This is a genomic window from Streptomyces pactum, from assembly GCF_002005225.1.
GTDB lineage: Bacteria > Actinomycetota > Actinomycetes > Streptomycetales > Streptomycetaceae > Streptomyces > Streptomyces pactum_A.
In genome coordinates this window covers 6,204,219-6,226,427 of record NZ_CP019724.1, presented here as the reverse complement: position 1 = coordinate 6,226,427, position 22,209 = coordinate 6,204,219, and the positions used below count along the sequence as shown (strand labels likewise).

At 70.3% G+C, this 22,209-nt stretch carries 20 protein-coding genes, 1 pseudogene and 1 riboswitch; of the genes and pseudogenes, 8 read left to right on the top strand and 13 right to left on the bottom strand.

Features of this window, described 5'->3' with window-relative positions:
- Positions 1 to 201 precede the first annotated feature (201 nt).
- From B1H29_RS26635 to B1H29_RS26625, 3 genes are all read right to left on the bottom strand, one after another.
- Positions 202 to 1,242, bottom strand: a complete 1,041-nt coding sequence (locus tag B1H29_RS26635; RefSeq protein ID WP_055417695.1) for a C40 family peptidase — start codon at positions 1,240 to 1,242, stop codon at positions 202 to 204.
- Positions 1,243 to 1,474: 232 nt separating this feature from the next.
- Entirely contained in the window at positions 1,475 to 2,818 is a 1,344-nt protein-coding gene (locus B1H29_RS26630; protein WP_055416528.1) for an NYN domain-containing protein, read from the bottom strand.
- A gap of 61 nt (positions 2,819 to 2,879) precedes the next feature.
- The gene (locus B1H29_RS26625) at positions 2,880 to 3,119 is read right to left on the bottom strand and encodes a hypothetical protein (RefSeq protein WP_055416529.1); all 240 of its coding nucleotides are present in this window, start codon (positions 3,117 to 3,119) and stop codon (positions 2,880 to 2,882) included.
- Between the two features lie 155 nt (positions 3,120 to 3,274).
- Here B1H29_RS26625 and B1H29_RS26620 point away from each other — a divergent pair, with 155 nt between their 5' ends.
- The 7 genes and pseudogenes from B1H29_RS26620 to B1H29_RS26590 form a co-directional block, all read left to right on the top strand.
- Positions 3,275 to 4,036, top strand: coding sequence for a rhomboid family intramembrane serine protease (locus B1H29_RS26620; protein WP_055416530.1), 762 nt, complete (start codon positions 3,275 to 3,277; stop codon positions 4,034 to 4,036).
- Positions 4,033 to 4,314, top strand: a complete 282-nt coding sequence (locus tag B1H29_RS26615; protein WP_055416531.1) for an Lrp/AsnC family transcriptional regulator — start codon at positions 4,033 to 4,035, stop codon at positions 4,312 to 4,314. Before B1H29_RS26620 ends, B1H29_RS26615 begins: the two co-directional genes overlap by 4 nt.
- An 87-nt stretch (positions 4,315 to 4,401) precedes the next feature.
- Entirely contained in the window at positions 4,402 to 4,716 is a 315-nt protein-coding gene (locus B1H29_RS26610; protein ID WP_055416532.1) for a hypothetical protein, read from the top strand.
- Positions 4,637 to 6,127: a sensor histidine kinase gene (locus B1H29_RS26605; RefSeq protein ID WP_199832274.1), complete on the top strand. Its 1,491-nt coding sequence runs from the start codon at positions 4,637 to 4,639 to the stop codon at positions 6,125 to 6,127. Before B1H29_RS26610 ends, B1H29_RS26605 begins: the two co-directional genes overlap by 80 nt.
- 19 nt (positions 6,128 to 6,146) lie before the next feature.
- Complete coding sequence (locus B1H29_RS26600; RefSeq protein ID WP_055416533.1) at positions 6,147 to 6,809, top strand: response regulator transcription factor; 663 nt, start codon at positions 6,147 to 6,149, stop codon at positions 6,807 to 6,809.
- Between the two features lie 112 nt (positions 6,810 to 6,921).
- Positions 6,922 to 8,337 (top strand): SLC13 family permease, encoded by a 1,416-nt coding sequence (locus B1H29_RS26595; RefSeq protein ID WP_055416534.1) that lies wholly within the window; start codon positions 6,922 to 6,924, stop codon positions 8,335 to 8,337.
- A gap of 11 nt (positions 8,338 to 8,348) precedes the next feature.
- Positions 8,349 to 9,497 (top strand): annotated as a pseudogene (locus tag B1H29_RS26590) (glycerate kinase); the annotation flags it as partial.
- 80 nt (positions 9,498 to 9,577) lie between these two features.
- On the opposite strand, the gene B1H29_RS26585 reads toward B1H29_RS26590, so the two are convergent.
- From B1H29_RS26585 to ctaE, 6 genes are all read right to left on the bottom strand, one after another.
- Positions 9,578 to 11,047, bottom strand: a complete 1,470-nt coding sequence (locus tag B1H29_RS26585) for an aminotransferase class V-fold PLP-dependent enzyme (protein ID WP_055416535.1) — start codon at positions 11,045 to 11,047, stop codon at positions 9,578 to 9,580.
- Between the two features lie 176 nt (positions 11,048 to 11,223).
- Positions 11,224 to 11,340, bottom strand: a riboswitch (SAM riboswitch).
- Between the two features lie 79 nt (positions 11,341 to 11,419).
- Entirely contained in the window at positions 11,420 to 12,484 is a 1,065-nt protein-coding gene (trpD, locus tag B1H29_RS26580) for an anthranilate phosphoribosyltransferase (protein ID WP_055416536.1), read from the bottom strand.
- Between the two features lie 131 nt (positions 12,485 to 12,615).
- Positions 12,616 to 14,253: a cytochrome bc1 complex cytochrome b subunit gene (qcrB, locus tag B1H29_RS26575; RefSeq protein ID WP_055416537.1), complete on the bottom strand. Its 1,638-nt coding sequence runs from the start codon at positions 14,251 to 14,253 to the stop codon at positions 12,616 to 12,618.
- Positions 14,250 to 15,314, bottom strand: a complete 1,065-nt coding sequence (gene qcrA / locus B1H29_RS26570) for a cytochrome bc1 complex Rieske iron-sulfur subunit (RefSeq protein ID WP_055416538.1) — start codon at positions 15,312 to 15,314, stop codon at positions 14,250 to 14,252. The genes qcrB and qcrA overlap by 4 nt, the downstream gene beginning before the upstream one ends.
- Complete coding sequence (gene qcrC, locus B1H29_RS26565; protein WP_055416539.1) at positions 15,311 to 16,120, bottom strand: cytochrome bc1 complex diheme cytochrome c subunit; 810 nt, start codon at positions 16,118 to 16,120, stop codon at positions 15,311 to 15,313. The genes qcrA and qcrC overlap by 4 nt, the downstream gene beginning before the upstream one ends.
- 65 nt (positions 16,121 to 16,185) lie before the next feature.
- A complete protein-coding gene (gene ctaE, locus B1H29_RS26560; RefSeq protein ID WP_055416540.1) occupies positions 16,186 to 16,806 on the bottom strand; it encodes an aa3-type cytochrome oxidase subunit III in 621 nt (206 codons plus the stop codon).
- Positions 16,807 to 16,994: 188 nt separating this feature from the next.
- On the opposite strand from ctaE, the gene B1H29_RS26555 reads away from it, so the two are divergent.
- A complete protein-coding gene (locus B1H29_RS26555) occupies positions 16,995 to 17,396 on the top strand; it encodes a response regulator transcription factor (RefSeq protein ID WP_055416541.1) in 402 nt (133 codons plus the stop codon).
- 85 nt (positions 17,397 to 17,481) lie between these two features.
- On the opposite strand, the gene B1H29_RS26550 is transcribed toward B1H29_RS26555, so the two are convergent.
- The 4 genes from B1H29_RS26550 to ctaC all read right to left on the bottom strand — a co-directional run bounded on the left by B1H29_RS26550 (position 17,482) and on the right by ctaC (position 22,009).
- Entirely contained in the window at positions 17,482 to 18,759 is a 1,278-nt protein-coding gene (locus B1H29_RS26550) for a L,D-transpeptidase (RefSeq protein WP_055416542.1), read from the bottom strand.
- A 129-nt stretch (positions 18,760 to 18,888) separates the two neighbouring features.
- Positions 18,889 to 19,287, bottom strand: coding sequence for a cytochrome c oxidase subunit 4 (locus tag B1H29_RS26545; protein WP_055416543.1), 399 nt, complete (start codon positions 19,285 to 19,287; stop codon positions 18,889 to 18,891).
- Positions 19,284 to 21,020 carry an aa3-type cytochrome oxidase subunit I gene (gene ctaD / locus B1H29_RS26540; protein ID WP_055416544.1) on the bottom strand — a complete coding sequence of 579 codons (1,737 nt, stop codon included), beginning with the start codon at positions 21,018 to 21,020 and terminating at the stop codon, positions 19,284 to 19,286. The genes B1H29_RS26545 and ctaD overlap by 4 nt, the downstream gene beginning before the upstream one ends.
- Positions 21,017 to 22,009 (bottom strand): aa3-type cytochrome oxidase subunit II, encoded by a 993-nt coding sequence (gene ctaC, locus B1H29_RS26535; RefSeq protein WP_409350893.1) that lies wholly within the window; start codon positions 22,007 to 22,009, stop codon positions 21,017 to 21,019. Before ctaC ends, ctaD begins: the two co-directional genes overlap by 4 nt.
- Positions 22,010 to 22,209 lie beyond the last annotated feature (200 nt).

The following is a 22,209-nucleotide window of genomic DNA, read 5'->3' as shown; positions in this document are numbered from 1 at the left end:
CTTCCGCTGGCGGACAGGGAAACGCGGCAGACAGTAACCCCGTGGCGGCGCACCGGCCAACGACCTGAAGGGGGCGCGCAGCACGGCGCCCCGCCGCTGACGCAGGTCACCGGCGGGGCGGGGGCTCAAACCGCCCTGCCGTGATTCGCCCGAACGGGCGGCACGGCGAGGGCGGCTGAAGGGTTCGCGAGGGGCGTCGGGTCAGACGCGCACGCCGAACATGAACGGGCCGCCGATGGTGCTCATCGACTCGTAGCGGACGACCGTGCCGGTGCGCGGCGCGTGCAGGACCTGGCCGTTGCCGGCGTAGAGGCCGACGTGGTGCAGGTCGTTGAAGAAGAAGACCAGGTCGCCGACCTGCAACTGGCTCATCGAGGAGATGCGGGTGCCCGCGCCGGTCTGCGCCTCGGAGGTGCGCGGGATGCCGACGCCGGCCTGGGCGTAGGCCCAGGACGTCAGGCCCGAGCAGTCGAAGGAGGACGGGCCGGTGGCGCCGTAGACGTACGGCGTGCCTATCTTGCTCTGGGCGGCCGCGAAGGCGGCGGCGGCCCGGCCGGAGGCGGGGGTGGACTTGCCCGACAGGACCTGGCGCTCGCTGCTGCGGGTGGAGCGCTGCTCCTCCTTCTGGAGGGCGGCCTTCTCCTGCGCGGTGAGCGTGTTGAGCAGCTTCTGCGCGGAGGAGAGCTTGCCCTGGACTTCCTTCTTCTTCTTGCCCAGCTCGGTGCGGGTGGAGGCGAGGTCCTCGAGCTTCTCGGTGGCCTCGGAACGCTGCTGGGCGAGGTCGCGCTGCTTGTCCTGGATCTTCTTCAGCGCCTCGACCTGCTGACCGCTGAGCTGGTCGAGGGTGGAGGCCTTGTCCAGGTAGTCGTCCGGGTCGGCCGAGAGGAAGAGCTGGAGGGAGGGGTCGATGCCGCCGGAGCGGTACTGGGCGCTGGCCATCGAACCGAGGCCGTCGCGCAGCTCGTTGAGCTCCTCCTGGCCGCGGGCGACGTTGTCCTGGATCGTGGAGATCTCCTTCTGGAGCTTCTCCTGCTTCTCCTTGGCGCCGTTGTACTTCTCGGTGGCCTGCTCGGCCTCTTCGTACAGCTTGTCGACCTTGGCCTTGACCTCGTCCTTGCTCGGCTTCTCGCTCGGGGCGGCGTTGGCGGCCTGCGAGCTGAGAGCGACAGCGGCGGCGGCAGCGGTGGTGAGCACGGTCACGCGCGTGCGGCTCGGCTGCTTGGGACGACGGTGGGACGCCACGGAGACGAGCTCCTTCTTGAGAGGGATCACCCGTGCGAGGGTTCGATGGCTGACCCTAGTGACCCACTCGTGATCAGTTCAAATCCTCAGCCGAAAAATCCCGGTTACGCACCGCATTCTTTGCCGCAACTCACCTGCAGTAACCCCCACTTGACGCTACGTTGCGTGACGGTTCCGTCAATTCGGGCATAGGTCGCCTACGTTGCGGTTGACACGAAAGTGAAGCAGGGGGCTAGGAAAGCCGCTTGAGGAGCACCGCGGACGCCACCGGCCTGGCGCCCGCCCGGGCCACGCCGTCGGCGACCTCGCGGTCGGTGGAGACGACGATGACCGGCCGGCCCGGCGGCTCGGCCCGCACCAGTTGGCGGATCAGCTCGTCGGCCGTGACCCCGGGCTTGGAGAACAGCACCCGCACCCCGCGCGGCGGCGCGAGCAGCACCGGCGCCACCAGCTCGGCCCCGTCGAAGACGCAGGTCATCTCGGCGCCGGTCTGCGCGGCGAGCTGGGAGAGCTGGCCGAGCAGCCGCAGCCGCTGCTTCTCCAGCGGCATCTGCGGATAGCCGGTCTTGGTGACGTTGTAGCCGTCGACGACCAGGTGCGCCTGGGGCAGCGCGAGCAACTGGTCGAGGATGGCGGGGTCGTTGTCGGACAGGGCGCGGGCGGCGATGTCCTTGGGCGTCATCCGGCCGGGTTCCACCGCGTCCACCGTCTCCGCGGGCCGCACCGACACCGGGGGCAGCGCGAGCTCCCGGCGCAGCCCCTGCGTCGCGTCCAGCAGGGTGTCCAGCAGCAGCCGCACCCGCATGTCCTCGACGCTGCGCCCCTCCCGGGCCGCCTTGCGGGTGGCCTCCAGGGCCGCCTCCGCCTCCCCGAGCCGGGTCTTGAGCCGCCGGGTCTCGCTCTCGGCGGCGGACACCTGGGCGTGCCCCTCGGCGCGGACGGCGTCCATCTCCGCTCGCATCTTGCGCAGCGCCGCCTCGCCGCGCTTGACGTCGCTGAGGGCCGAGCGCAGCTTGCGGTGCAGCGCATCGGCCTCCTTCTTCGCCGCGTCCAGCTCGGCACGCAGCCGCTCGGTCTCGGACCTGGTGTGCTCCCGGGCCCGGGCCAGCTCCTCGTGCAGCCGCTCCAGCTCCGCGCGGCCCTCCTCGTCGGCACGCTCGGCGTCCGCGCGCTGCACCTCCTCGCCGGCGGCGGTCACCAGCTTCACCCAGCCGTGCGGCCGCAGCACATAGGCGGCGGCCGCCACGTCGAGGGGGTCCGCGGCCGGGGGCGGGGAGCCGGCGTCCAGGGCCCCGGCCAGTTCCGGCTGGGCCTCCCTGAACGCCTCACCGATGCGCTGGCGGAACAGGGGGTCGGTCTCGACGGCGGCGGCCATGGCGTTGCCGGCGAACTTGGCCCTGCGGTTCGGGGCGAACCGGGCGTACTGTCTGAGCTGCGCCGGCAGTTCACCGAGGGTGAGTCCACCGAAGCCGTCGGACACGATCTGCACGACCCTGCGGCGCACACCGTCGGGCAGCGGCCGGTCGAGCACCTCAGCGGCGCCGTCGCCCGGCCCCCCGCCGTGTGTCTCCACCATCCGTCACCCCAATGCCTCTGCGTGACCCCGCGCGGGATCACCTCATGCGGGGCCGCTCCGGTCAGGAGGCGGCACCCGGCCTGTCCACGAGTTCCACCTGGTCCACGGCGTTGCACCAGCGGCACCGCACCGACTCGATGGTCTCACTGAGTACCTCGCGCTCCTCGACGTTCGGCTCACCGGCCAGATCGAGGTGCACGTACTCGACGACCTTCGAGGCCCGGGTCACGTCGAAGCGGGTGAGGTTGCCGCAGAGGGTGCAGCGCCACCGCGTCGTGTCGGTCGGCAGGGGAACCGTCATCGTGGCTGTTCGCTCTCTTCCGGTGTCGGCCGCGCCGGGCTCCCCCGGCGCGTTTGGCTCGTAACCCTACGGCCTGGCGGGTACCCGACGCCCGCGTGTCCACGGCGGCGAGGCGGTCCGGGCGGTTGCGTCCCGTTACGTCATGCTCTGTGTCCATGATCCGCAACTGGAGCACGGCGGCCCTCAGGACGGTCAGGACACCCGGCACGCCCCGTACGACCCGGGGCCGGTCCGCGCCGGTGACGTACGGGCTGATCGTCCTGTGCTGCCTGCTCTTCCTGATCAGCCCGGCGGCGGGCCTGAATCCGGTGTACGGCACCGGGGAGGAACTGCTCGCGGCGCAGCGCGCGTACTTCCGGCGCTGGGGCGTAATCCCCGCAGAACTGTTCGAGGACTCCCCCGGGTCCGCCCTCACCCCCGCCACGGCGCTGTTCGTCCACGGGAGCTGGGTGCACCTGCTGGGCAACATGCTCTTCCTCTACGTCTTCGGCGCGATGACCGAGGAACGGATGGGCCGGCTCCAGTTCGCCCTGTTCTACCTCGGCTGCGGCTACCTGGCCCTGCTCGGCTACGCGGGGGCCAACGCCCACTCCCCGCAGTCCCTGGTCGGCGCCTCGGGGGCGATCTCCGCGACCCTCGGCGCCTTCCTCTTCCTCTTCCCGCACGCCCGGGTGACCAGCCTCCTGCCCTTCCTCTTCTTCCTGCCGCTGCGCTTCCCGGCCTGGGTCGTCCTGCCCTTCTGGGCCGCTCTCCAGTGGACGGCGGCGGGGCGGGCCGGCGACGGGCCGGGAGTGGCGTACCTCGCGCACCTGGTCGGCTTCGGGCTGGGCTTCGTCTTCGCCTGGGTGCGGTTCGGGCGTACGACTAGAGTGAAGAGCGTTCCAGTGACGGCCCCCGAGGGAGAGAAACAGCCGTGATCAGCGCGATCGTCCTCATCAAGACCAGCGTGGACCGGATCCCCGAGATCGCGGAGCAGATCGCCGCGCTGGAGAACGTCAGCGAGGTCTTCTCCGTCACCGGCACCTACGACCTGATCGCCATGGTGCGGGTGAACGAGCACGAGGACCTGGCAGAGGTCATCCCCGGCCGGATCAGCAAGATCCCGGGCGTGGAGGGCACGGACACGCACGTGGCGTTCCGGACGTACTCGCAGCACGACCTGGAGGCGGCGTTCGCCATCGGGCTCGACAACTGAGCCCGCGACCCGGTCCCCGTACCTGATGAAGAGTTCTTCATCGCGGACTCATCCGGGACGACGGGTACCGGGCGCAGGATCAAGGACATGGTCTTCTCTCGCCGGATGGCGGCCCTGGCGGCCGTCGTCCTGATCCCGCTCGGCATCGCCGCGACCAGCTTCGCCCTCACCGACAGCCCGCAGGAACCCAAGGTTCCGGCCAAGGTGGAGCTGGAGAGCGGCTCCCCGACGCCGGCACCCACCTCCTCCTCGCCCGAGCCGACGCCCAGCGACCAGGTGGTGACCCGGCCACCGGTGACCGACAGCCCTCCGGATGACGACGATGACGACGACCGAGGCCAGGAGTCCGACGACGGAGCCTCCGGCGGGGGCGCCGACGACGGAGCCGGCGACGACGGCTGACCGCGAGCGCCGCCGGATCTCGGCCCGGGTCCGCATCCTCCTGTGGCTGCTGCTCGTGATGGCGGTCGCCCTCGCCTCGGTGGCCGCGACCACCCGCTCGATCCTGCTGCGCGACACCGACCAGCGGATCAACGGCCTGCTCGCGCAGGAAGCCGGCGAGTTCGCCAACTTCGAGGAGCAGGGCTTCGACCCGGAGACCGGCCGCCCGTTCACCGACCCGGGCCGGCTGCTGCGGGTCTTTTTGGAACGCCAGTACGCCGACCTGGACGAGGAACTGATCGGCCTGGTGGGCGAGAAGGGCAGCAAGCCCGCGCAGATCATCCAGCAGCGCGAGATCCCGGTCGCCCTGCCCCTGCACGAGGACGCGGACGCCAGGCGCCGCATCTACGCCTCGCCCGACTCCACCGGCACCCTGCACCGGCCCCAGGGCGACATCCGCTGGGCCAAGGTCACCGTCGCCCGGTACGGCGGCGAGCCGGCGGCCGCCTTCGTGGTCGCCTTCCACCCCGGGCGGGAACAGGCCCGCGCGAACGAGGTGTTCCGCGTCCTGCTCGCCATCTCCGGCGTCGCCCTGCTGATGACGACCGGCATCGCCTGGGTGGTCGCGGGCCGGATCCTCAAACCGGTGCGGCTGGTGCGCACCACGGCCGCGCAGCTCACCGAGCAGGACCTGACCCGGCGCATCCCGGTGCACGGACACGACGACGTGGCCGCGCTCGCCGAGACCTTCAACGCAATGCTCGACCGGCTGGAACGCGCCTTCGCCACCCAGCGCCGGTTCGTCGACGACGCGAGCCACGAACTGCGCACCCCGATCACCATCGTGCGCGGCCACCTGGAACTGATGGGCGACGACCCGGCGGAACGCGAGGAGACCGTCCGCCTCGTCACCGACGAGCTGGACCGGATGAGCCGCATCGTCGAGGACCTGCTGCTGCTCGCCAAGGCCGAACGCCCCGACTTCGTCACCCCCGAGCCGGTCCAGCTCGCCGAACTCACCGCCGACGTCTACGTCAAGGCCCGCACCCTCGGCGACCGGGACTGGGTGCTGGACGGGGTCGCCGACCGCGAGGCCCGGCTGGACCCTCAGCGCATCACCCAGGCCATGGTGCAGCTCGCGCAGAACGCCGTGCAGCACACCACCGCCGGCCAGACCATCCGCATAGGCTCCCGCGCCGACGACACCCGCGTCGAGCTCTACGTCGCCGACTCCGGACCCGGGGTCCAGCCGCAAGACGCCGAGGTCGTCTTCGAGCGCTTCCGGCGCGGCACGGCCCGGCGCGGGGTGCGCGGAACCGGCGCCGGACTCGGGCTGTCGATCGTCAAGGCGATCGCCGAGGGCCACGGCGGGCGGGTCGCCCTGCGCACCACCGAGGGCGGCGGCGCCACCTTCGTACTGACACTGGACTGATTCCGGAAGAGGCACGCCCATGAACCGCATCCTCATCGTCGAGGACGAGGAGCGCATCGCCTCCTTCGTCGAGAAGGGCCTGCGCGCCAACGGCTTCACCACCACCGCCGTGGCCGACGGCGACGCCGCCTACGAGTACGCCCTCACCGGCGGCTTCGACCTGGTCGTCCTGGACATCGGGCTGCCCGGCCGGGACGGCTTCACGGTCCTGCGCGAACTGCGCGAGTCCCGGGTGACGACCCCGGTGATCGTGCTGACCGCCCGGGACTCCGTACGGGACACGGTGGCCGGCCTGGAGGGCGGCGCGGACGACTGGATGACCAAGCCGTTCCGCTTCGAGGAACTGCTCGCCCGGGTACGGCTGCGGCTGCGGACGGCGGCCAGGGCACCGGAGGTGACGGTGCTGAGGTCCGGCGACCTCTCCCTCGACCTGCGCACCCGCCGGGCCCGTGCCGGGGAGCGGACCGTGGACCTGACGGCCCGTGAGTTCGTGCTGCTCGAACTGTTCCTGCGGCACCCGGGGCAGGTCCTGTCCCGGGAGCAGATCCTGTCCCACGTGTGGGGCTACGACTTCGACCCGGGCTCCAACATCGTGGACGTGTACGTGCGGGCGCTGCGCAAGAAGCTGGGGGCGCAGCGGGTGGAGACGGTACGGGGCATGGGGTACCGGCTGCCGGGCTGACGCACCCGGCCCACCGGCGGCCGGTCGGCCGCCGGGCTGACCGGCTTTTTGGTGAGGTTTCCTTCATGTCGGACTCATTGAGGGCTCACCGCCCGGGAGAACCCTCGATGACGTGACGTTGAACCTCCGCCTCGCGGCGGCCCTCTGCGTGGCGCTGTCCCTGTGCGCGCTGCTGGCGGTTCCCGCCAACTTCCCCGCCCTCAGTGGCGACGCGCGCCTCACCCTCGCCGTGTTCGCGCTGGCCACCTGCGCCTGGATCGGTACGCCGATCGACGACACCTACATCGCGCTGGGCGCCGGACTCGCGCTGACCGCGACCGGCGTCATCAGCAGCGACACCCTCTTCGGCACCCTCGGCGACGACACGGTGTGGCTGCTGATCTGCGCCTTCGTGCTGGCGGCGGCGGTGGCCCGGACCGGGCTGGCCGGGCGGGCGGCGGCGTTCCTGGTCGGCGGGGCGCGCAGCGTACGGCAGTTGGTGCACCTGACGACGGCCGCGCTGGTCGTGACGGCGTTCGCGGTGCCGGCCACCTCGGGCCGGGCGGCGCTCGCGCTGCCGGTGTTCCTCGCCCTCGCCAAGGCCCTCGCCGACCGGAAGCGACTGGTCGTGATGCTGGCGCTGCTGTTCCCGACCGTGATCCTGCTGTCCGCGGTGGCGACCCTGATCGGCGCGGGCGCGCATCTGATCACGGTGTCGGTGCTGTGGGAGGCGACCGGGGACCGGATCGGCTTCACCCAGTGGCTGCTGCTCGGTCTGCCGCTGGCGGTGACCTCCTCCCATCTGGCCGCCGAGACCGTCCTGTCGACGACCACTCGGCGAGCGGACCGCAAGGGCCCGGTCCGGATCACCGCACAGGAGATACAGCGGCACAGCGAGAGCCCGGTCACCGGTCCCTGGACGCAGGCGGAGAAGCGCTGCGCCGCGCTGCTGGCCACCGTGGTGACCCTGTGGTGCAGCGAGCCGCTGCACCACGTCTCCCCGGCGGTGGTGGCGCTGATCGGCGCGGTCGTCGCCTCCTCCCCCGCGCTCGGCACCGTGCGGCTCAAGGACGCGCTGAAGACCGTTCCCTGGTCCCTGCTGCTGTTCATGGCGGCGACCATGGCGATGGGCGTCGCGCTCGCCGACTCCGGTGCGGCCGAGTGGCTGGTGTCGGGCTTGCCGGCGGACGTCACGCCGGCCGTCTTCCTCGGGGTCGTGGTCGCGGTGAGCACGGCGGCCCACCTGGTTCTCCAGTCCCGCTCGGCCCGGTCCTCCGTCCTGGTGCCACTGGTGATCGCCGCGGCCGTGGGCGTCGGCGTCAACCCGGTCGCCGCCGCGCTCGCGTCCACCGCCGCGGCCGGCTTCTGCCACACGCTCCCGGCCTCCGCCAAGCCGGTCACGCTCTTCTCCGACATCCCCGGCACCCCCACCTACACCCCGCGCGACCTGCTGCGGCTGTCCGCCGTCCTGGCACCGCTGACCGCCGCGCTCGTGCTGTTCTTCGCCGCCGCCGTCTGGCCGCTGCTCGGCGTACCCGTGACCCGTTGAAGGAGTCCTCCATGTCCTCAGTGCCCTCAGTGCCTTCCGCGCCTTCCCTGCCCTCAGTGCCTTCCGCGCCCTCCGTGCCGTCCGTGCCGTCCGTGCTGAACCGTGTCGTCGTGGCCCCCAGCGGCTTCAAGGAGTCCCTGTCCGCCCAGGCCGCCGCGGACGCCATCGCGGCCGGTGTCCGCCGGGTGCTGCCGGACGCCGGGATCGACCGGATCCCGCTGGTGGACGGCGGCGAGGGCACGGCCGTCGCGCTGGCCGCCGCGACCGGCGGGCGGCTGGTCGCGCTGGCCGCCACCGGCCCGGTCGGCGAACCCGTCGGCACCCACTTCGCGCTGCTCGGCGCCGGGGACACCGCCGTGGTGGAGATGGCGGCCGTCGCGGGCCTGTCCCTGGTCCCCCGCGATCTGCGCGACCCGGGCACCACGACGACCCACGGCGTCGGCGAGCTGATCCGCGCCGCGCTCGACACCGGGGTGCGGCGGGTCCTGGTCGGCTGCGGCGACTCGGGCACGTCGGACGGGGGCGCGGGCGCGCTCCAGGCGCTCGGGGCCCGGCTGCTGGACGCGGACGGCTTCGAACTCCCGCACGGCGGGCGGGAGCTGGCCCGGCTGGCCCGCATCGACGCGTCCGGTCTGGACGCCCGGCTGCGGGACACCGAGCTGCTCGTCGCCTGCAACCCGTTCAACGTGCTGTGCGGCGAGCGCGGCGTGGCCCGGGTGTTCGGCCCGCAGAAGGGCGCGACGCCCGCGCAGGTCGAGGAGTTGTCGGCCGGTCTGGAGAACTGGGCGCGCGTCCTCGTCCGCGACCTCGGTGCCGTCGGCACCGACCTGCGCCACGGCCCCGGCACCGGCGCCTCCGGCGGGCTCGGCGCCGGTCTCGCCGCCGTCGGCGCCCGGCTGCTGCCCCGCTTCGACGTACTCCTCGACCACCTCGACCTCGACGCCCGCCTGGCCCGCGCCGACCTGGTGCTCACCGCCGAGGGGGCGCTGGACCACCAGACGCCGCGCGGCAAGGTCCCGGCCGAGGTGGCCCGCCGCGCCAAGCTCTACGGCCGTCCCGTGCTGGCCCTGGCCGGCACGCTCGGCGAGGGCGCGCACGAGGTGCCGGGGGTGGACGCCTGCCACGGCATCATGCCGGCGCCGATGGCCCTGGCGGACGCGTTGCTGCGCGCCGCCGAGCTCCTCACGGACGCCACGGAACGGGCGCTGCGGATGATCCTGCTGGGCTCGCGGCTGCCGGGTCAGACGGCAGTGCCGGCGGCGGACGTCCCGGCGCCGGGGGTGCCCGCGGCCGACGTCCCGGCGCTGGGGATGCCCGCGCCGGAGGTGCCCGCGGCGGACGTGTCGGGCACGCAACGCCCGTCCTCGGTCCGGTAGTTCCAGCGGGCGCCGTCGCTGACCAGCTCCCTGACGGCCTTCACGAACCGCTCGACGTGCTCGTTGGGGGTGCCCGCGCCGAAGCTCACGCGGATGGCGTTGAGGGACTTCTCCCCGGGCGCCGCCTCGGGGGCGCCGCACTCGCCCTGCGCCTGCGGGTCGCTGCCGAGCAGGGTGCGCACCAGCGGGTGGGCGCAGAACAGGCCGTCCCGCACACCGATGCCGTACTCGGCGGAGAGGGCCGCGGCGAAGTGAGAGCTGTTCCAGCCCTCGACGACGAAGGAGAGCACGCCGACGCGGGGGGCGTCGGCGCCGAAGAGGGAGAGGATCCGCACCTGCGGCACCTCGGCGAGCCCGGCCCGCACCTTCCCGATCAGGTACTCCTCGCGGGCGACCAGCGCGTCGAACCCGGCCTCGGTGAGCGCCTTGCAGGCGGAGGCGATCGCGTAGGCGCCGATGACGTTGGGCGACCCGGCCTCGTGCCGTGCGGCGCTGTCGTGCCACTCCACGTCCACGCCGCCGTCCGCGCGCCGGGTGACCTTGCGGCTGGCGCCGCCGCCGGCGAGGTACGGCTCCGCCTCGCGCAGCCAGTCGGCGCGTCCGGCCAGTACGCCGGCGCCGAAGGGGGCGTACAGCTTGTGCCCGGAGAAGGCGACCCAGTCGACGTCCAGGCCGGCCACGGAGACGGGGTGGTGCGGGGCGAGCTGGGCGGCGTCCAGCACGATCCGGGCACCGTGCGCGTGCGCGGCGGCGGCGAGTTCGCGCACCGGCCACAGCTCGCCGGTGACGTTGGAGGCGCCGGTGACGCAGACCAGCGCGGGCCCGTACGGCTCGCGGGCGGCGAGGGCGCGCTCCAGGGTCTCGACGGCCTGCGCCGGGGTGCGCGGGGCGTCCAGGAAGGTCACGTCCGCGTCGCGCCAGGGCAGCAGCGAGGCGTGGTGCTCGGTCTCGAAGACGAAGACCCGGCAGCCGGCCGGCAGCGTGGCGGCGAGCAGGTTGAGGGAGTCGGTGGTGGACCGGGTGAACACGACCTGGTCCCCGTCCCGGCAGCCGAGGAACCCGGCGACGGTCCTCCGCGCGTTCTCGAACAGGTCGGTCGAGAGCTGCGACAGGTACCCGGCCCCGCGGTGCACGCTGCCGTAGTAGGGGGCGTAGGCCGCCACGTCGTCCCAGACCCGCTGGAGCGCGGGCGCGCTGGCGGCGTAGTCGAGGGCGGCGTAGCTGACCTCCCCGCCGGTGACGAGCGGGACGGTGACATCACGGCCCAGCACGGGCAGCGCGCCCTCGGTGTCGGGACAGGCGGACTGGTCGGCGGCGAGGGCGGAGACGGACATGGGTGCACTCCCGTGAAGGCAGGTGGAGTCACCACGCGAACCGCGACGGCTCAAGCGTGGGACAAGGCGGAGAAGGCGGTGAAGGGGGATGCGGAGGCGGGGCTCTGCGGCCCTATCGCATTCGCTGATTCACGGGAGACTCCCTCGGACGACCCAGGACCCCTGGTTTCGCGAGGGGTCCGCGCTTGCCGTGAACCTTGCTGTCCACGGCCTGGTCTTCACCCGGGGCACCCCGCCACGGACGGAGGGTTGCCGGACAGTCGGCCGGGGCCTGATGACTGTCACTCATGACCTGGACAAAACCTAGGGGAAGAGAACGACGCCCCGCAACCCGGGTCCGGATCGCGGGACGCACGTCACACGGGGAGGCCGCTACGCGTTGCTCACGGCCACCCAGCGCTCCAGGACGCGCCTGGCCGCGCCCGAGTCGATCGACTCCGCGGCCCGGTCCATACCGGCCCGGATCTGCTCCGTCAGCGTCCCCGCACCCGGCTCCAGGGCCACCAGGGCCGCCGCCGAGTTGAGCAGCACCGCGTCCCGCACGGGTCCCGTCTCGCCGGCCAGCAGGCGGCGGGCGACGTCGGCGTTGTAGGAGGCGTCGGCGCCGCGCAGCGCCTGAACCGGCACCAGCTCGAGTCCGACGTCCCGGGGGTCGAAGGTCTCCTCGGTCACCCGGCCGTCCCGCACGACCCAGACCCGCGAGGTGGACGTCGTGGTCAGTTCGTCGAGCCCGTCGTCGCCTCGGAAGACCAGGGACGAGTGGCCGCGCTCGGCGAAGACGCCGGCGATGATCGGCGCCATCCGGGCGTGGGCGACCCCGATCGCCTGGGACCGTACCTTGGCGGGATTGGTCAGCGGGCCCAGGAAGTTGAACACCGTGCGGATGCCGAGCTGGCCGCGCGCCGCCGCCACATGGCGCAGGGCGGGGTGGAACTTCACCGCGAAGCAGAAGGTGATGCCGGCCTCCTCGGCGACCTCGGCCACTCGCTTCGGGGTGAGCTCCAGGTTGACGCCGAGCTTCTCCAGCACGTCGGAGGCGCCGGATGCCGAGGAGGCGGCCCGGTTGCCGTGCTTGACGACCTTCGCGCCCGTGCCGGCCACGACGATCGCCGACATGGTGGAGATGTTGACGGTCTTGGCGCCGTCGCCGCCGGTGCCGACGATGTCGACCGTCTCACCCGGCACCTCGATCACGTTGGCGTGGGCGTACATGGTGCGGACGAGACCGGAGATCTCCTCGACCGTCTCCCCCTTGAACCGCAGCCCCACCGCGAAGCCGGCGATCTGCGCGTCGGTCGCCTCGCCGCGCATGATCACGTCCAGCGCCCAGGCGGTGTCGTCCGCCGACAGGTCGCGGCCGTCCAGCAGTCCGTTCAGCAGGGCGGGCCAGGAGCGGCCCGCCGCGGTGTCGCCTCCAGCGGGGGTCACAGCGCTCATGAGCCGCTCCTGAATCGTGTGTATGGCGGGCAGGGAGTGTGGTCCCACCCTATCCAGCCCCGGGCACGGCGAAGGGCCCCGTCCGCGGAACGGACGGGGCCCTTCGACCGTGGTGTGGCGACGCTGGAGGGTCAGTGGTGGCCGTGGCCGCTCGTGATCTCCTTGTACTCCTCGACGGTCGGCTTCGGGATCTGCGACTCCTCGCCGTAGTAGCCCTTGCTCAGCTTGGCGCGGAGCTTCTCCGTGCGCTTCACCTTGCGCCGGACGCCGTTCTCGTCGACCTCCGGGCCGATCTCGGCCGGCTTGTACTGCTCGTGCGCCGTGAGCGTGTGCAGTTGCTCCTGGCTGAGCGGCTCGTGCACCTCGATGAACTCACCGTGCGGCAGGCGCTTGATGATGCCCGACTCGCGGCCGTGCAGCACCTTGTCCCTGTCCCGGCGCTGGAGGCCGAGGCAGATCCGCTTGGTGACGATGAACGCCACGACCGGGCCGACGAAGAACGCGATGCGGACGAACCAGGTGATCGCGTTGATCGACAGGTGGAAGTGCGTGGCCCAGATGTCGTTGCCGCCACCGACGAGCAGGATGAAGTACTCGGTGATCCAGGCGACACCGAACGCGGTGCGCGTCGGGGCGTTGCGCGGGCGGTCCAGGATGTGGTGCTCGCGCTTGTCGCCGGTGACCCAGGACTCGATGAACGGGTAGACCGCGATCGCCGCCAGGACCAGCGGGAAGATCATCAGCGGGATGAGCACGCCCAGGACGAGCGTGTGGCCCCAGAAGTTGATCTCCCAGCCGGGCATCACACGGATCAGACCCTCGGAGAAGCCCATGTACCAGTCGGGCTGGGCGCCGGTGGAGACCATGTCCGGCCGATAGGGGCCGATGGACCAGATGGGGTTGATGGTGGCGATGGCCGAGATGGCGGCGATCACACCGAAGACCAGGAAGAAGAAGCCTCCGGCCTTCGCCATGTACACCGGCAGCAGCGGCATGCCGACGACGTTCTTGTTGGTCTTGCCGGGACCCGCGAACTGCGTGTGCTTGTGGTAGAAGACCAGGATCAGGTGGCCCACCACCAGGCCGAGCATGATGCCCGGCAGCAGCAGGATGTGGATCGAGTAGAACCGGGCCACGAAGTCGTGGCCGGGGAACTCCCCGCCGAAGAGGAAGAACGAGATGTACGTGCCGACGATCGGCACGGACAGGATCGCGCCCTCCATGAAGCGGATACCGGTGCCCGAGAGCAGGTCGTCCGGGAGCGAGTAACCGGTGAAGCCGGTGAACATGCCGAGGACGAGCAGCAGGAAGCCGAACAGCCAGTTGATCTCACGCGGCTTGCGGAACGCGCCGGTGAAGAAGACGCGCATCATGTGCACGAACATGCCGGCGAGGAAGATCAGCGCCGCCCAGTGGTGGATCTGCCGGATGAGCAGACCACCGCGGACGTCGAAGCTGATGTCCAGCGTCGAGGCGTACGCCTCACTCATGAGCTGGCCCTGCAGCGGCACGTACGAGCCGTGGTACGTGACCTCGTTCATCGACGGGTGGAAGAACAGCGTCAGGTACACACCCGTGAGGATGATGATGATGAAGCTGTAGAGGCAGACCTCACCCAGCATGAACGACCAGTGGTCGGGGAAGATCTTGCGCATGTTGGCCTTGGCCAGGGAGTAGATCCCCAGACGGCCGTCGGCCCAGTCGGCGACGCGCTCGCCGGCCGGCGCCTTCCCGCGAGAGCGGGGGGCTTCGTTGGCTGTAGTGCTCATCCGCGCTCCCAGAAGGCAGGACCGACGGGCTCCTCGAAGTCGCCGAGCGCTTCGAGGTACCCCTCGTCGTTCACGCCGATGCGCAGTTGCGGCAGGGCGTGACCGGCGGGACCGAAGATCACCCGGGCGCCGTCGGCAAGGTCGAAGGTGGACTGGTGGCAGGGGCAGAGCGCGTGGTGCGTCTGCTGCTCGTACAGGGAGATCGGGCAACCGACGTGGGTGCAGATCTTCGAGTACGCCACGATGCCCTCGTGCGACCACTCGAGCTCGCGCTTGTCCTTGATGGCCTCCGGCTCCAGCCGGATGATCATCAGGGCCGCCTTCGCGATCTCGGTCATGAACTCCTCGTCGTGCTCGTCCAGGCCCTCGGGCATGGCGAAGGTGAGCGAGCCCACCGCGACGTCGGAAGGACGCAGCGGTTCGTGGGTGTTCATGTTGACGAGCAGCTTGCCCTTGGACCACAGGGTGTGGCGGAGCTTGGTCCCGGGCAGCGGGCCGAGGTCGCGCAGCAGGACGACGCCGGAGAGCGGCACCAGCGTGAGCGCGCCCAGCATCGTGTTGCGGATCAGCTTGCGGCGCCCGATCACGGATTCCTTGGCACCCTGCTTGAAGTCCGCGTGGACCTTGGCACGGGTCTCGGCGTCAGCCTCGATCGGGTGACGCTCGTCGGCGACCTCCTCGTCGGACATCAGCGTGCGGGCCCAGTGGACCGCGCCGGCGCCGATCGCGAACAGCGCGACGCCGAGCGTCATGCCGAGCGCGAAGTTCAGCGCACTGATGTGACCGAGCGGGAAGATGTACACCGACTCGTCGACCGGGATCGTCACGAACGAGGCGATGAAGCCGACGGTGGCCAGCATCGAGAGCGTGAACAGCAGGGCGACCGTGCGCTCGGACCGCTTGGCGGCCCGCTCGTCGACGTCCTGGATCCGGTGCTCGTGGGGCGGCAGACCCGGGTCGGCGAACGGGTGCTGCTCGTCCGCGGGGCGCATCGCGCCGTGCCCGTGCGGGGCGTCCTGCTCAGCGGGCAGGTTCTCTTCTGGAATGTCTTGGCTACTCATGACTTCTTGGCCTTTGCGGTCCGAGCGGCGACCCAGACGGCGACGGCGATCAGGGCGCCCAGTCCGAACACCCAGGCGAACAGACCTTCACTGACCGGACCCAGTCCGCCGAGGCTGAGACCACCCGGGTTCTCGGTGTCGTCGCTGTTGACCGCGTCCAGGTAGGCGATGATGTCCTTCTTGTTCTGCTCCGACAGCGTGGTGTCGGGGAAGGAGGGCATGTTCTGCGGGCCGGTCTGCATGGCCTCGTAGATGTGCTTGGGGTCGACATCCTCGAGGTTCGGCGCGTACTTGCCGTGCGTCAGGGCGCCGCCCTTGCCGGTGAAGTTGTGACACTGCGCGCAGTTGTTGCGGAACAGCTCACCGCCCTTGGCGATGTCCGCGCCCTCCGGGCCGTACTTCTCCTCCGACGGGATGGCCGGACCGGCACCCAGCGACGCGACGTAGGCGGCGAGCTGGTCGATCTCGGCCTGGGAGTAGATCACCTTCTTGCGCGGGACCTGCGCGCCGGGCTGCTGGGCCGGCATACGGCCGGTGCCCACCTGGAAGTCGACGGCCGCGGCGCCCACGCCGACCAGGCTCGGACCGTCGGTGGTGCCCTGCCCTCCGGTGCCGTGGCAAGTGGCACAGCCGACGGCGTAGAGCTTCTTGCCCTCGTCGATGGCTAGGGACTGGGCGGTTTCATCGGCCTGCGCCTTGTCCGCAGGTGCGAACGCGGCGTACAGCCCCCCTGTGCATGCCAGCGCGAGGAGTAGGACGACGAGCGCCGCCAGCGGGTGGCGTCGTCGTGCGGAGAGCTTTTTCACGGATTACCCCGGTGTCAGGATCTTCTGCGTCGATGCTTCTGGTATTGCGCGGGTGCTTGCCGCGACTACTTGATCATGTAGATCGTGGCGAAGAGGCCGATCCAGACGACATCGACGAAGTGCCAGTAATAGGACACGACGATGGCCGCGGTCGCCTGCTCGTGGGTGAACCTCCGGGCCGCGTAGGTGCGGCCGAGGACCAGCAGGAAGGCGATGAGGCCGCCCGTCACGTGCAGTCCGTGGAAGCCGGTGGTCAGGTAGAACACCGAGCCGTACGGGTCCGACGAGAGCGAGAGGCCCTCGTGCTTGACCAGTTCGGTGTATTCGAACACCTGACCGCCGATGAAGATCGACCCCATCACGAAGGTGACGATGAACCACATCCTGAGCTTCTTCACGTCACCGCGCTCGGCCGCGAACACGCCGAGCTGACAGGTGAGGGAGGAGAGCACCAGGATCGTGGTGTTCGTCGCGGAGAACGGGAAGTTCAACGCGTCGGCCTTCTCGGACCAGAAGTCCGGGCCGGTCACCGATCGCAGGGTGAAGTACATCGCGAAGAGGGCCGCGAAGAACATCAGCTCGGAACTCAACCAGATGATGGTTCCGACGCTGGTGAGGTTCGGCCGGTTGACCGACGGGTGCGCGTGCCCGGTTTCTACTGTCGTTGCTGTCGCCACGACCGACATTATGTCGGTCGCTTATCCCGCCCTCACCCCGGGGGGTGCCGTTCGGAGTGTCCCCCCTGTCTGTACTGCCCGTATGGCCCATCGAGCGGCCGGTCGAAGCCATGTCCGAACCAGTGTTGACGAGGTGTTCAAAGGAGTAGCATCCGGCGCGACGGGCTACGACTGTTTCACTGCGTATCGGAGGAAGCATGCAGCCGACCGCCACGGTGCTGGTCTACAGCGACGACTCCAACACCCGCGAGCAGGTGCGGCTGGCGACCGGTCGCCGGCCGGCTCCGGACGTTCCCGTGGTCGAGTTCGTGGAGTGCGCCACTCCGGCAGCCGCGATCAAGGAGCTGGACAAGGGCGGGATCGACGTCTGCGTCCTGGACGGCGAGGCGGTGCCCATGGGCGGCATGGGACTGTGCCGGCAGATCAAGGACGAGGTCTTCCGGTGCCCGCCGGTGCTGCTGCTCATCGCCCGCCCGCAGGACGCGTGGCTGGCGACGTGGAGCCGTGCGGAGGCGGCTGTGACGCTGCCGGTGGAACCGGTGGAGTTCGCGGGTGCGCTGGCCGCCCTGCTGCGGGAGAAGAGGCTGCAGGGCGTCTAGGGGCGCGCGGGGGTCGGGGGGCGGGCGCGCGGTCGGGGCGGCGCTCCTGTGGCTTGTCACGGCGTTCCCCGCGCTTCTGAGCGCCTCACACAGCCGTCGGCCGCAGTCTCGCCGCCTCCTGGGTGTTCGGGGCGTTGCCGGTAGCGCCCGTCAGGGCGCTTCCCGCGCGCCATTTCGCCCAGTCCAGGTTCCAGTCGCCGAAGCCGTTGCCGAAGGGTTCCATCGTCTCGCCCCCGGAGTTGACCACCTCGACGAGGTCGCCCTCCTGGACCGCGCCGAAGAACCACTCCGCGTTGGCGGTGCTCATGCCTACGCAGCCGTGGCTGACGTTGGCCATGCCCTGCGAGCCGACCGACCAGGGGGCGGCGTGCACGTACTCGCCGCTCCAGGTGACCCGGGTGGCGAAGTACACCGGCAGGTCGTACGACTCCGAGGAGCCCTCGGCGATGCCGACGGTGCTGCTGCGCATGCGTACGAAGGGTTCCTTGCCCAGGACGACCTTGACGCCGTTGCGGGTCTCGAAGCCGGGCTTGCCGGTCGTGACGGGGATCTCCCTGACCTCCCGGCCGTCCTGGAAGACCGTGAGCGTGTGCGCGGCGGCGTCGGTGACGGCCACGACGCGGTCGTCCGTGGTGATCTTCAGGGGCTTGGCGGTACCGCCCCACATCCGGTCACCGATCTTGATGCCGTCGAGGGTGCTGCGGACCTGGACGGTGGCGTGGGCGGGCCAGTAGTCCTTGGGCCGGTAGTGGAGCTTCTTGTCGTCCACCCAGTGCCAGGCGCCCTCGACGGCGGGCGTGGAGTCCACCTTCAGGGCGCGTTCGACTATGGCCCGCTGGGCGCGGTCCCGGACCGGCCGGCTCAGCTCCGCCGTGACGGGCTGGCCGACGCCGTACGCGCCCGCCTCGGGCCCGAAGGAGACGTCCAGGGTCTTCTTGGTGCTGGGCAGGCCGGTCTCGAAGGTGAGGACCTTGCGGCCGGGCGCGCCGTCGCCGTCCTCGGTGCTCACCCGGACCGTGTAGCTCGCGCCCGCGGCCAGCGGTGAGGTGCTGTGCCAGCGGGCCCCGTCGGCGGAGAGTTCACCCGCGACGTAGCGGCCCGCCGCGTCCACGGCCGTGACGTCCGTGATGCGCCCGTCGGCGCCCTCGGCGACGACCTCAAGGGGTTTGTCCGGGTCGGCCTTCTTGCCGGCGTCCGTGGGGCCGTTGAAGGAGATCTGGCCGGCCGCGTCGTACGGCGCGGCGGACAGCGGGTTGTCGTCGTCTGCGCTGCAGGCGGTGGCGCTCGCGCCGAGGGCGATCACCAGCAGGGTGCAGCCGACGACCGTACGCCCTCGCGCCTGGAAGTGAACCGGGTTGCTCATGACCTCACGCTAGGGAGCGACGTCAACAGCGGCACGACGGGTAACCCGGACGAGTGAGGAGAGTGCGCCAGACGAAGGGGCCCGGACGCTCCTGACGGAGTGTCCGGGCCCCTCGGCGCTCGGCGCGTGCTACTGGGTGCGGTTCTCACCGCGGTAGTACTCGAAGACCCAGCCGAACAGGCCCACGAGGATGACCGGTGCCGAGAAGTACATGATCCACCAGCCGACCGCCACGCCCAGGAAGGCGAGCGCTCCGCCGAGACCGAGCGCCAGCGGCTGCCAACTGTGCGGGCTGAAGAACCCGACCTCGCCGGCGTCGTCCGCGACGTCCGCTTCCTTGTTGTCCTGAGCACCGACGTCGACCCGCTTGGCCGTGAAGGCCAAGTAGAAGCCGATCATGATGGCCAGGCCGAAGGCCAGGAAGAGCGCCGTGGTGCCGGCCGGCTCCATCGACCAGTAGCCGTAGACGATCGCGACGACGAGGATGAAGACGCTCAGCCAGATGAAGAGCTGTCCCTGGATCTTCACTTCCCGGCCTCCTTGCCGCCGACGAGGGCCTTCTCACCGTGACCGACGTTCTCGAGCTGGTCGAGCGCGGAGATCTCCGGGTGGTGCAGGTCGAAGGCGGGGGATTCACTGCGGATGCGCGGCAGCGTGAGGAAGTTGTGCCGCGGCGGCGGGCAGGAGGTCGCCCACTCCAGCGAACGGCCGTAGCCCCACGGGTCGTCCACGTTGACCGGCTTGCCGTACTTGGCCGTCTTCCAGACGTTGTAGAAGAACGGCAGGAGCGACATGCCGAGCAGGAACGAGCTGATCGTCGAGATCGTGTTCAGGGCGGTGAAGCCGTCGGCGTCCAGGTAGTCGGCGTACCGGCGCGGCATCCCCTCGGCGCCCAGCCAGTGCTGGACCAGGAAGGTGCCGTGGAAGCCGATGAACAGCGTCCAGAAGGTGATCTTGCCCAGGCGCTCGTCCAGCAGCTTGCCGGTGAACTTCGGCCACCAGAAGTGGAAGCCGGCGAACATCGCGAACACCACGGTGCCGAACACCACGTAGTGGAAGTGCGCCACCACGAAGTACGAGTCCGAGACGTGGAAGTCCAGCGGCGGCGAGGCCAGGATGACACCGGTCAGACCACCGAAGAGGAAGGTGATCAGGAAGCCGGTGGACCACAGCATCGGCGTCTCGAAGCTGAGTGATCCCTTCCACATGGTGCCGATCCAGTTGAAGAACTTCACACCGGTCGGGACCGCGATCAGGAAGGTCATGAAGGAGAAGAACGGCAACAGCACGCCGCCCGTGACGTACATGTGGTGGGCCCACACCGTCACCGACAGACCCGCGATCGCGATCGTCGCCGCGATCAGACCCATGTAGCCGAAGATCGGCTTCCGGGAGAAGACCGGGATGATCTCACTGACGATGCCGAAGAACGGCAGCGCGATGATGTACACCTCCGGATGCCCGAAGAACCAGAACAGGTGCTGCCACAGCAGGGCTCCGCCGTTGGCCGAGTCGAAGATGTGGGCGCCGAACTTGCGGTCCGCCTCCAGCGCGAACAGGGCCGCGGCCAGGACGGGGAAGGCGAGCAGGACCAGCACACCGGTCAGCAGCACGTTCCAGGTGAAGATCGGCATGCGGAACATGGTCATGCCGGGCGCGCGCATGCAGATGATCGTGGTGATGAAGTTGACCGAGCCGAGGATGGTGCCGAAGCCGGAGAAGGCCAGACCCATGATCCACAGGTCACCGCCGATACCCGGCGAGTGCACCGCGTCGGACAGCGGCGAGTAGGCGAACCAGCCGAAGTCGGCCGCGCCCTGCGGGGTCAGGAACCCGCCCACCGCGATCGTCGAGCCGAACAGGTACAGCCAGTAGGCGAACATGTTCAGCCGCGGGAACGCCACGTCCGGCGCGCCGATCTGCAGCGGCATGATCCAGTTCGCGAAGCCGGCGAACAGCGGCGTCGCGAACATCAGCAGCATGATCGTGCCGTGCATCGTGAACGCCTGGTTGAACTGCTCGTTCGACATGATCTGCAGGCCCGGACGGGCCAGCTCGGCGCGCATGAACAGCGCCATCACGCCGCCGATCACGAAGAACGCGAACGACGTCACCAGATACAGCGTGCCGATCGTCTTGTGGTCAGTGGTCGTCAGCCACTTGATCACGACGTTGCCGGGCTGCTTGCGCCGTACCGGCAGCTCGTTCTCGTACGAGTCCTCCGCTGCCGAGGCACCCTGGGGTTCGTTGAGGATGCTCACAGGTTGTTCGTCTCCCGGTTCTTCTCGTGGCTCGTCTGCGCGATGCCGGCGGGAACGTAACCGGTCTGCCCCTTCTTCGCGAGGTCCTGGAGGTGCTGCTCGTAGCGCTCCGGGGAGACGACCTTGACGTTGAACAGCATCCGGGAGTGGTCCACGCCGCACAGCTCGGCGCACTTGCCCATGAAGGTGCCCTCCTTGTTGGGGGTCACCTCGAAGGCGTTGGTGTGGCCCGGGATGACGTCCTGCTTCATGAGGAACGGCACCACCCAGAAGGAGTGGATGACGTCACGCGAGGTCAGGACGAAGCGGACCTTCTTGCCCTTGGGGAGCCAGAGGGTCGGGCCCGGGTTGTCGGTCTGCGGGTTCCGCGTGCCGGGGACACCGCAGTCGTGGACGCCGCCGGCGTTCGCCGGGAAGTCCTCCTTGAACCGGTCCGGGATCGCGGCCAGTTCCTTGGAGGTCTTCGCGTCGCCGGTGGAACCTTCGACGTTCTCGACGTGGTTGAAGCACCAGCTCCACTGGAAGCCGACCACGTTGACTGTGACGTCGGGCTTGTCCTCCAGGCTCATGAGCTCGGACTCGTCACGGGCGGTGAAGTAGAACAGCACCGAGACGATGACGAGCGGAACGATGGTGTACAGCGCCTCGATGGGCAGGTTGTACCGGTTCTGCGGAGGAACCTCGACCTTGGTGCGGCTGCGCCGGTGGAAGAAGCAACTCCACAGGATCAGGCCCCACACCAGCACGCCGGTGGCCAGCGCGGCTGCCCAGGAGCCCTGCCACAGGGAGAGGATCCGCGGAGCCTCTTCCGTGGTGGGGGTGGGCATGCCGAGGCGGGGGAAGTCCTCCCATGTGCAACCGGTAGCGGTCGCCAGGACCAGGCCCGCGGTCAGTGCCTGCAGCAGCTTCCGCCGCATGGGGCGCCGCGGCGTGGGGGTACCGCCCGCGCCGCCCGCGGCGTGGGGGAGGTCGGAGCCGTTGGGACTCACGTAGCGCCTTCCCGAGAGTCTCGCCCGCGCTGTTCGGCTGCGGCCTTCTCGCTGGTCGGTCGCCGCCCTGCGTCGGGCAGGGGTTTGATGTTTATGCGGACCAAACCCTAGCCGACGTCCTCCGGGGGCTCGCGGGGAGGGTGGCATACGCGCCGGGGGGCGCCCTGAAAGGGTGGGACGGGACGCCCGCGGGACGCCTG